This is a genomic window from Enterobacter genomosp. S (assembly GCF_001631805.1).
Taxonomy (GTDB): domain Bacteria; phylum Pseudomonadota; class Gammaproteobacteria; order Enterobacterales; family Enterobacteriaceae; genus Enterobacter; species Enterobacter quasihormaechei.
The window spans coordinates 287,732-299,986 of the sequence record NZ_LVVA01000022.1 but is presented as its reverse complement, the minus strand read 5'-3'; the positions used below and the strand labels follow the sequence as shown (position 1 = coordinate 299,986).

Below are 12,255 nucleotides of genomic sequence, written 5' to 3'. Positions count from 1 at the left end.
TTCCCGGCTTTTTTTTTTGGGGGTTAAATGTGGGGGGGGGGGGGGCGCCCCCGCCCCCCCAAAAAAATAGTTGTGGGGTTAAGGGCCCAGCCGCTACCCGACATAAAAAAAGCCAGCACAAAGGCTGGCCTGTTTTAGCAGCTGTCAGTCGATTACTTCAGACCGGCAGCGTCACGCAGCAGGGCGGCTTTGTCGGTTTTTTCCCATGGGAAATGTTCGCGACCAAAGTGACCGTAAGCGGCAGTTTCCTGGTAGATTGGGTGCAGCAGATCCAGCATCTGAATCAGGCCGTATGGGCGCAGGTCGAAGAACTCGCGCACCAGCAGGGTCAGCTGTTCTGAAGGCACTTTTTCAGTACCGAAGGTTTCCACCATGATGGAGGTTGGCTCAGCCACGCCGATAGCGTAGGAAACCTGAATCTCACAGCGGTCAGCCAGGCCGGCAGCAACGATGTTTTTCGCCACATAACGCGCAGCGTACGCGGCAGAACGGTCAACTTTAGACGGATCTTTACCGGAGAATGCACCGCCACCGTGACGCGCCATGCCGCCGTAGGTATCAACGATGATTTTACGACCGGTCAGACCGCAGTCACCCATAGGCCCGCCGATAACAAAGCGTCCGGTTGGGTTGATGAAGAATTTGGTCGCAGAGCTCAGCCACTCAGTCGGCAGAACCGGCTTGATGATCTCTTCCATCACCGCTTCTTGCAGCGATTTCTGGTCAATCTCTTCAGCATGCTGCGTGGAGAGAACCACGGCATCGATGCCAACGATTTTCCCGTCGTCGTACTGGAAGGTCACCTGGCTTTTCGCATCCGGACGCAGCCACGGCAGAGTGCCGTTTTTACGCACTTCAGCCTGACGCTGCACCAGACGGTGTGCGTAAGTCACAGGGGCCGGCATCAGCACGTCGGTTTCGTTGGTCGCATAGCCGAACATCAGGCCCTGGTCGCCCGCGCCCTGTTCCAGCGGATCGGCACGGTCAACGCCCTGGTTGATGTCCGGAGACTGTTTGCCAATCGCGCTCAGTACGGCGCAGGAGTTGGCATCAAAGCCCATATCAGAATGCACATAGCCGATCTCACGTACCGTGTTACGGGTGATCTCTTCGATATCAACCCATGCGCTGGTGGTGATCTCACCGCCAACCAGAACCATGCCGGTTTTGACATAGGTTTCACACGCTACGCGCGCCTTCGGATCCTGCGCGAGGATCGCATCCAGCACCGCATCGGAGATTTGGTCAGCAATTTTATCAGGATGTCCTTCTGATACGGACTCGGACGTAAACAGGTGTTTTGCCATGTTTTATTTCACCTAAGAGGAATTTGGTTAGCTCAAGCTGCTGTGTGGAATAGCCAAAGGAGATAATTCTACCAAGGCCTACAGGATTTTGACACTGGCAGTCTGAGTGTTAATCGGTATGGATGGATTAACATCTGGATGGCTATTTTAGGTCACTTCTTCGCCCGATTTCCAGTTTTTTTTGACTCACCTCTCACTGCGTTGAAAACATAGCTGGAAATTTTTCCTGACGGCGCTGGCAACATGCACATTTTTATTTTGCTTTTTAGCAACCTTCTCGGTATAAAACGCGGCGCGCGGCTCATATAAAATCAGCGCTCGATGAACACATCGTGTCGCCACTTCCAGCCGGGTTAAGCAGTGAACTTTTAGCTTTGGCTTGTGGTCCGTTTCAGCAGAGGCGGCCGTGGAGGTGATACGAGATAATGAACCATCGTTTTCCGCTCATTCAGCGCAGCCGTTCTGGCGCGCATGTGATTCCCACCCGCACTTCTGGTTTAAACACCTGCCGATGTTATACCCATCTCGGTGCTTCTCAGGATTCCAGAGCCGGTTACGCTTTGTGAAAACTGAACAAGGGCGCTCTTGTTAATACAGGAGTTTTCTCGTGGTTTCGCCGAACCTTGTCATACAGAGTTCGGATACGTGTTTTACAATGATATGAATAAGAAACCGGTCGCACGGTCTGGATTTCAGCATACTCTGCTGGGAAATGGAGCCGTTAATGGGTTGTTATCGCCGTATAACGCTGCGATAGTAGTCAACTGTTTTACACTTACTACAAAGAGTTGAGGTTCGCTATGTCTGACGACATGTCTTCGCTTTCGCCTTCGTCAGCAGGCGAACAGGGTGTACTACGTTCTATGCAGGAGGTTGCGATGAGCTCCCAGGAAGCCAGCAAGATGCTGCGCACTTACAATATTGCCTGGTGGGGCAATAACTACTACGACGTTAACGAACTGGGCCACATCAGCGTCTGCCCGGATCCGGACGTCCCGGAAGCGCGCGTGGATCTCGCTAAGCTGGTGAAAGCCCGTGAAGCGCAGGGCCAGCGCTTGCCTGCACTGTTCTGCTTCCCGCAGATCCTGCAACACCGCCTGCGTTCTATTAACGCCGCGTTCAAACGCGCGCGCGAATCGTATGGTTATAACGGCGACTATTTCCTCGTTTACCCGATCAAGGTAAACCAGCACCGCCGCGTGATTGAGTCCCTGATCCACTCCGGCGAGCCGCTGGGCCTGGAAGCCGGTTCCAAAGCGGAGCTCATGGCCGTTCTGGCGCACGCGGGCATGACCCGGTCGGTGATCGTCTGTAACGGCTATAAGGACCGCGAATACATCCGTCTGGCGCTGATTGGCGAGAAGATGGGCCACAAGGTCTATCTGGTGATCGAGAAGATGACCGAAATCGCGATCGTGCTGGAAGAGGCCGAGCGTCTGAACGTGATCCCGCGCCTTGGCGTGCGTGCGCGACTGGCGTCGCAGGGGTCCGGTAAATGGCAGTCTTCCGGCGGTGAAAAATCCAAGTTCGGCCTCGCGGCGAACCAGGTGCTTCAGCTGGTGGAGATTCTGCGCGAGCGCGGTCGACTGGACAGCATTCAGCTGCTGCACTTCCACCTCGGCTCGCAGATGGCCAATATCCGCGACATCGCCACCGGCGTGCGTGAATCCGCGCGATTCTACGTTGAGCTGCATAAGCTTGGCGTGAACATTCAGTGCTTTGACGTGGGCGGCGGCCTGGGCGTGGACTACGAAGGAACCCGCTCCCAGTCCGACTGCTCGGTCAACTACGGCCTGAACGAATATGCCAACAACATCATCTGGGCGATTGGCGATGCCTGCGAAGAGCACGGCCTGCCGCACCCGACAGTGATCACCGAATCTGGCCGCGCGGTTACCGCGCACCATACGGTGCTGGTGTCTAACATCATCGGCGTCGAGCGTAGCGAAATCACCGAAGCGACGCCTCCGGCAGACGATGCCCCACGTTCCCTGCAAAGCATGTGGGAAACCTGGCAGGAAATGCACGAGCCGGGCACGCGTCGCTCCCTACGCGAATGGCTGCACGACAGCCAGATGGACTTGCACGATATTCACGTCGGCTACTCGTCAGGCACCTTTAGCCTGCAAGAGCGTGCGTGGGCGGAGCAGCTCTATCTGAACATGTGCCATGAAGTGCAGAAACAGCTCGACCCGAGCAACCGCGCGCATCGTCCGATTATCGACGAGTTGCAGGAGCGTATGGCGGACAAAATGTACGTCAACTTCTCCCTGTTCCAGTCGATGCCGGATGCCTGGGGTATCGACCAGCTGTTCCCGGTTCTGCCGCTGGAAGGGCTGAACCACGCCCCGGAACGTCGCGCGGTGCTGCTGGACATCACCTGTGACTCTGACGGCGCGATTGACCACTATGTAGACGGTGATGGTATCGCAACGACGATGCCAATGCCGGAGTACGATCCGGAGAACCCGCCAATGCTGGGCTTCTTTATGGTGGGTGCGTATCAGGAGATCCTCGGCAACATGCACAACCTGTTCGGCGATACCGAAGCGGTTGACGTGTTTGTCTTCCCTGACGGCAGCGTCGAGGTTGAGCTGTCCGACGAAGGGGACACCGTGGCGGACATGCTCGAATACGTGCAGCTGGATCCGAAAAAACTGCTCACCCAGTTCCGTGACCAGGTGAAAAACACCGGTCTGGACGATGCCTTGCAGCAGCAGTTCCTGGAAGAGTTTGAAGCGGGTCTGTACGGGTACACCTACCTGGAAGACGAGTAGGTAAAACTCCCTCTTCCTGTGGGAGAGGGTTGGGGTGAGGGCAAAGACCGCACCAGCGCCTATACTCACTTGAACCCGTATGAATTACCGGCGATAATTCGCCCCAATATGCGATTTACGAATCAATCCCTTCCTCGTCGGGTTTAACGACGCGGAGGGGATTTTTTTTCATCTGTTTTTAATGTATCGACGTTAAAAGAGGTCTGGACATGAGCACTTTAGGTCATCAGTACGATAACTCTCTGGTATCTAACGCGTTTGGTTTTTTACGCCTTCCAATGAACTTCCAGCCGTACGACAGCGACGCTGACTGGGTGATCACCGGCGTACCGTTCGACATGGCAACCTCCGGTCGTGCGGGTGGTCGTCACGGCCCGGCGGCAATCCGTCAGGTTTCCACCAACCTGGCCTGGGAGCACAACCGCTTCCCGTGGAACTTCGACATGCGCGAGCGCCTGAACGTGGTGGACTGCGGTGACCTGGTGTACGCCTTCGGCGACGCGCGCGAAATGAGCGAAAAATTGCAGGCGCACGCAGAGAAACTGCTGGCGGCCGGCAAACGCATGCTCTCCTTCGGCGGTGACCACTTTGTCACTCTGCCGCTGCTGCGCGCCCACGCGAAGCACTTCGGTAAAATGGCGCTGGTGCACTTCGATGCACATACCGACACCTACGCGAACGGCTGCGAGTTCGACCACGGCACCATGTTCTACACCGCGCCAAAAGAAGGCCTGATCGATCCGAACCACTCCGTGCAGATCGGCATCCGTACCGAGTTCGACAAAGATAACGGCTTCACCGTGCTGGACGCCGGCCAGGTGAACGATCGCGGCGTGGACGATATTCTGGCTCAGGTTAAGCAGATCGTCGGCGATATGCCCGTGTATCTGACCTTTGACATCGACTGCCTGGATCCGGCGTTTGCACCGGGTACCGGTACGCCGGTGATTGGCGGCCTGACGTCAGACCGCGCCATCAAGCTGGTGCGTGGCCTGAAGGATCTGAACATCGTTGGGATGGACGTGGTGGAAGTGGCGCCAGCCTATGACCAGTCCGAGATCACCGCGCTTGCCGCGGCGACCCTGGCGCTGGAAATGCTCTACATCCAGGCCGCGAAAAAAGGCGAATAAGCCTTACGCGCTGATTGCTGCTGCGCGACGCATGCGCAGCAGCAACATTCCCCCGGCAAGCAGGGTGATTGCCTGCGAGACGACCAGCACCGAAAAGCCTGAGCTAACCGACCCCACCGACCTCATCACCATCCCCATCAGCAGCGGAATAAACGCCGCGCAGATATTGCCGATCCCATTGATAATGCCGTAAGCGCTGCCCACCGCTTCCCGCGCGGCGTGATGCTGGATCACCGCCGGAATAGCCGCCCCCTGAAGCCCCCAGAAGATATTCGCCGAGAGCATAAACAGCGCCAGCCAGGCAGGCTGATGGCTGAGCATCAGCGCGACCACGGACAGTGCCGTCAGCGCGCCGCCCACCACAAACAGCATTGGCGCCTGTTCCGGACGCATTTTGTCGAGCAGCACCCCGCCGAGGAACTTCGAGCCCAGACTCAGCAGGAAGGGAATGGCCGCAAGCATGCCCGTGGCGTGCAGCGAGAAATGATGCTCGTCGCGCAGCCACGCGGGCAGCCAGGCGCTGCTCCCCCAGAGATAGCTCAGGGTGGCAATCTCCACCAGCAGGATCCACCCGAGCAGCGGCGTCTGCCAGGCCAGCGAAAACGTCTCTGCGAAGCCCGGTTTTTTGATCGGCTCCGCACCCTGCGGCGCGGGCAGGAAGCGCCAGACAAGGCCGCCGCCCAGCACCAGGTTCAGTACCGCCAGGGCATAAAACGATCCGGCCCAGCCGAGATGCGCCATCAGCCACGTCACCAGAGGAAAGCCCACGGCCAGCCCGAGCGAGACCCCCAGCGCGGTCACGGCGTTGGGTTTGCCGATCTCCTGCACGCTAAAGTGATCGCTGATGAAGCGCGTTTTCAGCGAAAAGAGCGGCCCCTCAGCGATCCCCAGGATCGTGCGCGCGATGAGCATGCCCATCAGCGATCCGAGCAGCGGAGAAATGGCGCATACTGCTGCCCACATCGCTATGCTGCTCAATAATCCCTGTCGATAATGGAGTTTGCTTTCAATAACCGGCGTTAATAATAAAGCCGAAAATCCATAACCCAGCAGAAAACAGGTCATAAGCATTCCCTGTAACATTCTGTTTTCATTTAGCTGAAAATGTTGGGCAAATTCCGGGTTTAAAATCATGACAGAAATATTTACCCGGTCGACGTAGGAAATAATAATGAGTAATAACAATGCCACTGTGCCTTGCCATCTTGCCGTCATAACGCCTGCCTTATGTTTTCGCTTATTTCTATTTTTTATGCGCGTGATTGTCACAGGGGTAAAATGGTTCACCTGTGAAACTCATTGTTTATTCAGGTAAAAATAAAATTAAGTTTCACAGGTGAAACACCATAACTTTCCCTTCTTTTATTTTTAAGGAACAAAAAGAAAAGAAGTCAATCATTGTTTATTAAAATTTAACGCCATCGAGAAATCCTATTCTTTCACGCCGCAATAATGAAAATTTCATATCGCTGCATTTTTTCGTGATCCTTTGCACACTTAGTTAATTAATTACCGTTTGATTAACAAATTAGTCACATTGCGGCTTGACGAAACATTCATCGCTTTTATATTGACCGTATTAAATAAGAAACAGAGTTTCATATATGAAACAAAAGCCTGGAGGATCGTGATGAGCTGGATAGGCGTATGTGACGCAGAACAAGTACAGGAAGATTTCCCTTTTAGCGGGAATGTCGACGGTAAAGAGATCGGCGTGTATTTGATTGACGGTGAATATTACGCGCTGGAAGACGTATGCCCCCACGCCTATGCCCTGCTGAGCCAGGGCTTCGTGGAAGACGGCAAAGTGGAATGCCCGCTGCACGAGGCGGTCTTCGACGTCAAAACCGGCCAGTGCCTGCACGGCCCCGGCGGACGCAACCTTAACCGCTACCCGGTTCGGGTTTTTGAAAACCAGATTCAGATTACCTTCGTCGAGGAGACCGTGGCATGAGCGACACCCTGAATTACAACCCGGCGCTGCCGGAAAGCCGTCAGTTTGCCCCACCGGCTGAGGGCGGTAACGGTGCGATCCATAAGCCGGGTGATTACCAGAACCTGATCTGGCAGACCCGCAGCCGCGAGCCGGAAAGCTGGGAAGTGAACCTTATCGCCACGCTGGAAGATCTCTTCGAGCAGGGGGTTGAAACCTTACCGGAGCTGGTGAACGGGCTGAACGCGGTGCGCATGCACGACCAGCAGGGTGAGCCGTGGAGCGAGGCCAGCTTCCAGGCATTCTTACAGGTTAACGGCTACTGAGGGCAACGCGATGACGACGACCGTACAACACTATCTCGATAAAGGTCTGCGCGGCCTCTGGTATCCGGTGCTGGCGAGCTGGGAGGTGCAGTCTGCGCCTGTGGGCATTACCCGCCTGGGCGAACAGATTGTGGTCTGGCGCAACAAAGACGGCCAGGTGCAGGCGCTGGAGGACCGCTGTCCGCACCGCGGCGCACGCCTGTCGATGGGCTGGAACCTTGGCGACCGCATTGCCTGCTGGTATCACGGCGTGGAGGTCGCGGGCAACGGCGAGGTGAAAGACGTGCCCGCCGTGGACAAATGCCCGCTGGTCGGCCAGCAGTGCGTGCGCAGCTACAACGTGCAGGAGGCGCACGGCGCAATCTTTCTGTGGTTTGGCGTCACCGCAGACCAGCAGCCGGACGAGCTGACCTTCCCGGACGAGCTCGCCGATACGGACAGCTTCAGCAACTTCCTCTGCACCGCCGCGTGGAAATGCAATTACCAGTACGCGCTGGAAAACGTGATGGATCCGATGCACGGCACCTATCTGCACTCCTCGTCGCACTCAATGGCGGAAGGGGATCGCAAGGCCGACATGGTGCTCCAGCCGACCAAAACCGGCTTTATCTTCGAGAAGAGAGGGCAGAGCGGCGTCAACTTTGACTGGGTAGAGCTAGGCAACAGCGGCACCTGCTGGATGCGCCTCTCCATTCCGTACAAGAAGCGTTTCGGGCCGGGCGGCCACTTCTTTATCGTCGGCATGGTGGTGCCGGAAGATAACGACAACTGCCGCGTCTTCTTCTGGCGCATTCGCCGGGTGCAGGGCTGGCAGCGCGACATGTGGCGCTTCATGTACCGCAACCGTCTGGAAAAACTGCACTGGGAAGTGCTGGAGCAGGACCGCGTGGTGCTGGAAAGCCTGGCGCCAAACGCCCGCGACCATGAATACCTGTATCAGCACGACGTCGGCCTCTCGCGCCTGCGCCGCATGATGCAAAAGGCCGCCAAAGAGCAGCTGGCGATGCGCGAAGAACAGCAGGGAGCCGCCTGATGAACGGGCTGCTGAGCGGCAAACGCATCGTCATAACCGGCGCCGCGCGCGGGCTGGGCTTTCACTTTGCCAAAGCCTGCGCGGAGCAGGGCGCTGCGGTGGTGATGTGCGACATCCTCAAGGGCGAACTGGCCGAGAGCGCCCACGCCCTGAGCGAGCGGGGCTATGCGATCGAACCGCACGTTATCGATCTGGCCGATCCACAGTCCATTGAGCAGGTGTTCAGCGCGATTGGCGAGCAGGGTCAGATTGATGGCCTGGTGAACAATGCGGCGATGGCGACGGGCGTCGGCGGCAAAAATATGCTCGATTACGATCCGGATCTCTGGGATCGGGTGATGAGCGTCAACGTCAAAGGCACCTGGCTGGTGACGCGCGCCGCGGTGCCGCTGCTGCGCGAGGGCGCGGGTATCGTGAACGTTGCGTCCGACACCGCGCTGTGGGGCGCGCCGCGCCTGATGGCCTACGTCGCCAGTAAGGGCGCTGTGATTGCCATGACCCGCTCAATGGCACGCGAACTGGGTGAAAAGCGTATACGCATTAATGCCATCGCGCCGGGGTTAACCCGCGTCGAGGCAACCGAATATGTTCCGGCAGAGCGCCACCAGCTCTATGAGAATGGCCGCGCGTTAACCGGCGCGCAGCAGCCGGAAGACGTCACCGGCAGCGTAGTCTGGCTGTTAAGCGATCTGTCGCGGTTTATCACCGGGCAGCTGATCCCGGTCAACGGCGGTTTTGTCTTTAACTAAGGTGTGGCGATTATGGCAAACGATCAGGAAGTGAAGTATCTGGTGCCGGGGCTGGAGCGCGGTTTACAGCTGCTGTTGGCTTTTGGCGAGCAGCATCGCGATCTGACCTTTGCCGAGCTGCACCGGCTGGTGGATATGCCGAAGGCGACCGCCTATCGCGTGGTGCAGACGCTGGAGTACATGGGCTTTCTGGAGCGGAACGCGCGCACCAATACCTTTTCGCTGGGCATGAACGTGCTGCGTCTCGGCTTTGAGTACATCGCCTCGCTGGACGTGGCGCAGGTCGGCCAGCCGGTGATCGAGCAGCTGCGCGACGTCAGCCAGTGCAGCAGCCATCTGGCGATCCGCGACGGGCGCGACATTATCTACATCGCCCGCGTCAGCGCCGCCGGGTCGCGCATCAACCAGGTCAGCATTGGCACCCGCCTGCCGGTGCACTGCACCTCGCTGGGCCGCATGCTGCTGACCGATATTTCCCGCGCCGATTTCGAACAGTTGTTCCCGCACGAGCGCCTGCCGGGCAACACGCCGGAGCAGCTTCACGACCGCGAGGCCCTGTGGCAGATGGTGCAACAGGACAAAGCCCGCGGGTTTGTCATCGGCGAATCCTTCTTCCGCCACGGCATCTCCTCCATCGTCTACCCGGTGTATGACCGAAGCGGACGCGTGGCGGCGGTGGTCAGCATTCTGGTGCCGTCGGAGGAGATCCCGCAGACCGACCGCGAGCGGCTGCAAAACGAGGTTCGCCTCGCGGCGGATAAAATTTCTGGCTTCTTAGGCTATTTGTCACAGGCCAGCTAAATCAATGAGTTAACGTCAGGCGCTTGACTGCGTCGGGCATGTTTTACGCCCAATTTGGGCCAGATGAGGCAACGAACGATGAGTGTAACCGGAATTGAAAAGCTGGAATTTGGCGTGGAAGACCTGACGCACTGCGCCAAATTTATGCGTGATTTTGGCCTGACGGGCGATGCCAGCGGCCAGCGTTTTACCACCCTGAGCGGCGCGCGCGTGGAGCTGAACCCCATCGACAGCCCCGACCTGCCGCCGGCGTTTGAAGCGGGCAACACCCTGCGCCGCATGACCTGGGCGGTTGCCACACAGTCCGATCTCGACGCGCTGCGCCCGAAGCTTGCGCAGCAGCCCGGCTTTCGCGAAGTGGGCGACGCGCTGGAATGCCTCGATCCTAACGGCATGACCCTGCGCGTGCAGGTCAGCCAGCAGACCGACGTGGAGCTGAACGTTGAGCCGATCAACCAGTGGGGCGACGCCCGCCGTATCGACACGCCGAGCCCGGTTTACGATCGCGCGCAGCCGATCAACGTCGGGCACGTGGTGTTCTTTGTAGAAGAGCTGGCGGCGGTGGAAAAATTCTACCGCGAGGTGCTCGGCTTCCAGGTTTCGGACCGCTACATCAACCGCGCCGTGTTCCTGCGCTGCGGGGCGCGCGGCGGACATCACAACCTGTTCCTGCTGCAACTGCCGAACCGCAAGCGCGGCCTCAACCACGTGGCCTTCACCGTGCGCGACATCCACGAGGTGATCGGCGGCGGTATCGCGATGAATAAAAATGAATGGAGCACCTTTATCGGGCCGGGCCGCCATCCGGTGTCGTCGGCCTATTTCTGGTACGTCAATAGCCCGACCGGCGGCGCGTTTGAGTATTACACCAACGACGACTATCTGACGGAAAACTGGCAGCCGCGCGAGCTGGAGCACTCCCTGGTCTCCTTTACCGAATGGGCGGTAGAAGGCGGGATTGACCACGACACGCGTCGCCAGCAGAAAAAGCCGGAGGCGGTATGACGTCGCGCATTGTCATTATCGGTGGCGGTCAGGCGGGTGGCTGGGCGGCGAAAACCCTGCGCGACGAGGGCTTCGACGGCGAGATTTGCGTGGTGGCGGAAGAGGAGTGGGATTTCTACGAACGTCCGCCGCTGTCGAAAGCGTCTCTGCTGGAGCCGGACGCGGCGCTCCCGCGGCTGTTTAGCGAAGAAGCACAGCAGGCGCTGAACCTGACCTGGTACCGCCCGCTGCGTGCTGAATCAGTCGATCGTGAAGCGAAAACCGTGTGTTTGAACAACGGCAAATGTCTTAGTTACAACATCCTTTTTATGGCCACCGGCGGGCGGGCGCGCCTGCCTTCGCAGGCTTGGGCGGCGCACCCGCAGGTCTACACTTTACGCCACTGGCAGGACGCGCAGCGCCTGAAGGCGCGTCTGGCGGAAAGTAAAAAACTGGCGATTGTCGGCGGCGGCTGGATCGGCCTTGAGATTGCCGCTTCCGCGCGCAAAAGCGGTGTGGCGGTCACGCTGTTTGAGCAGCAGCCCGCGCTGTGCATGCGCTCGGTGAGCGGCGAGGTGTCGCAGCGCTTAGAGGTCATCCACCGCGAGCAGGGGGTGGAGATCCGTACCGGCTGCGGCGCGCTGGAGCTGGAGGACGATAACGGCCTGCCGGTCATCCACTGCGACGGCCAGCGCGAAACCTTTGACGCGGTCGTGGTGGGGATCGGTGTCGATCTCAATCTTGAGCTGGCGCGCGATGCGGGACTTCGCACCGAGCGGGGGATCGTGGTGGACGCCCAGGGACGCACGTCCGATCCGTTCATCTTTGCCGCAGGCGACGTGGCGCAGCACCATCACTACGGCCTGTGCATCCAGTCCTGGGCCTTCGCGCAGAATCAGGCGGTGGCGACGGCGAAAGCCATGCTTAACCCCGATGCGCCAGGCTACGACGACGCGCCGTGGCTGTGGTCGGATCAATATCAGCACAACATTCAGATCCTCGGCATTCCGCAGCCGGGCAGCCGAACGATAGTGCGTGAAGAGGCGCTGTACTTCTCGCTGGACGACAACGGTCGGCTAACGCAGCTGGTGGCGTTCAACGATGCGCGCACCGTCAAGCTGGCGAAGCGCTGGATGGCGGCGGGACGGGACCTGTCGGACGTACCGCTCGCCGACCCGACTTTTTCACTGATGTCACTGCGATAGCTAACCCGCA

Annotated in this window: 13 protein-coding genes; 11 read left to right on the top strand and 2 right to left on the bottom strand. The window is 58.4% G+C overall.

All coding sequences use genetic code 11. From position 1 onward, the window contains the following. Positions 1–152: 152 nt before the first annotated feature. The gene (gene metK, locus A3466_RS19765; protein ID WP_003860037.1) at positions 153–1,307 is read right to left on the bottom strand and encodes a methionine adenosyltransferase; all 1,155 of its coding nucleotides are present in this window, start codon (positions 1,305–1,307) and stop codon (positions 153–155) included. A 425-nt stretch (positions 1,308–1,732) separates the two neighbouring features. Here metK and A3466_RS23940 point away from each other — a divergent pair, with 425 nt between their 5' ends. The 4 genes from A3466_RS23940 (at position 1,733) to speB (ending at position 5,214) form a co-directional block, all read left to right on the top strand. After that, positions 1,733–1,873, top strand: coding sequence for a hypothetical protein (locus A3466_RS23940; protein ID WP_425605720.1), 141 nt, complete (start codon positions 1,733–1,735; stop codon positions 1,871–1,873). Between the two features lie 94 nt (positions 1,874–1,967). After that, positions 1,968–2,099, top strand: a complete 132-nt coding sequence (yqgB, locus tag A3466_RS22645; protein WP_129741668.1) for an acid stress response protein YqgB — start codon at positions 1,968–1,970, stop codon at positions 2,097–2,099. Positions 2,100–2,107: 8 nt separating this feature from the next. Then, the gene (speA, locus tag A3466_RS19760; protein ID WP_022649348.1) at positions 2,108–4,084 is read left to right on the top strand and encodes a biosynthetic arginine decarboxylase; all 1,977 of its coding nucleotides are present in this window, start codon (positions 2,108–2,110) and stop codon (positions 4,082–4,084) included. Between the two features lie 209 nt (positions 4,085–4,293). Beyond that, the gene (gene speB, locus A3466_RS19755; RefSeq protein ID WP_017382921.1) at positions 4,294–5,214 is read left to right on the top strand and encodes an agmatinase; all 921 of its coding nucleotides are present in this window, start codon (positions 4,294–4,296) and stop codon (positions 5,212–5,214) included. A gap of 3 nt (positions 5,215–5,217) precedes the next feature. On the opposite strand, the gene A3466_RS19750 is transcribed toward speB, so the two are convergent. After that, entirely contained in the window at positions 5,218–6,429 is a 1,212-nt protein-coding gene (locus tag A3466_RS19750; RefSeq protein WP_063452020.1) for an MFS transporter, read from the bottom strand. Between the two features lie 415 nt (positions 6,430–6,844). On the opposite strand from A3466_RS19750, the gene A3466_RS19745 reads away from it, so the two are divergent. The 7 genes from A3466_RS19745 to A3466_RS19715 all read left to right on the top strand — a co-directional run bounded on the left by A3466_RS19745 (position 6,845) and on the right by A3466_RS19715 (position 12,245). Continuing rightward, positions 6,845–7,168 (top strand): Rieske (2Fe-2S) protein, encoded by a 324-nt coding sequence (locus A3466_RS19745; RefSeq protein ID WP_003860044.1) that lies wholly within the window; start codon positions 6,845–6,847, stop codon positions 7,166–7,168. After that, positions 7,165–7,473, top strand: coding sequence for a recombinase-like helix-turn-helix domain-containing protein (locus A3466_RS19740; protein ID WP_028014353.1), 309 nt, complete (start codon positions 7,165–7,167; stop codon positions 7,471–7,473). Before A3466_RS19745 ends, A3466_RS19740 begins: the two co-directional genes overlap by 4 nt. A 10-nt stretch (positions 7,474–7,483) precedes the next feature. After that, positions 7,484–8,506, top strand: a complete 1,023-nt coding sequence (locus A3466_RS19735) for an aromatic ring-hydroxylating oxygenase subunit alpha (RefSeq protein ID WP_063452019.1) — start codon at positions 7,484–7,486, stop codon at positions 8,504–8,506. Next, on the top strand, positions 8,506–9,255 hold the full coding sequence (locus A3466_RS19730) for an SDR family oxidoreductase (protein WP_003860050.1): 750 nt from the start codon (positions 8,506–8,508) through the stop codon (positions 9,253–9,255). Before A3466_RS19735 ends, A3466_RS19730 begins: the two co-directional genes overlap by 1 nt. Before the next feature lie 12 nt (positions 9,256–9,267). Then, entirely contained in the window at positions 9,268–10,056 is a 789-nt protein-coding gene (locus A3466_RS19725) for an IclR family transcriptional regulator (protein WP_063452018.1), read from the top strand. 78 nt (positions 10,057–10,134) lie between these two features. Continuing rightward, positions 10,135–11,061, top strand: a complete 927-nt coding sequence (locus tag A3466_RS19720) for a VOC family protein (RefSeq protein WP_063452017.1) — start codon at positions 10,135–10,137, stop codon at positions 11,059–11,061. Continuing rightward, the gene (locus tag A3466_RS19715; protein ID WP_063452016.1) at positions 11,058–12,245 is read left to right on the top strand and encodes an NAD(P)/FAD-dependent oxidoreductase; all 1,188 of its coding nucleotides are present in this window, start codon (positions 11,058–11,060) and stop codon (positions 12,243–12,245) included. The genes A3466_RS19720 and A3466_RS19715 overlap by 4 nt, the downstream gene beginning before the upstream one ends. Positions 12,246–12,255 lie beyond the last annotated feature (10 nt).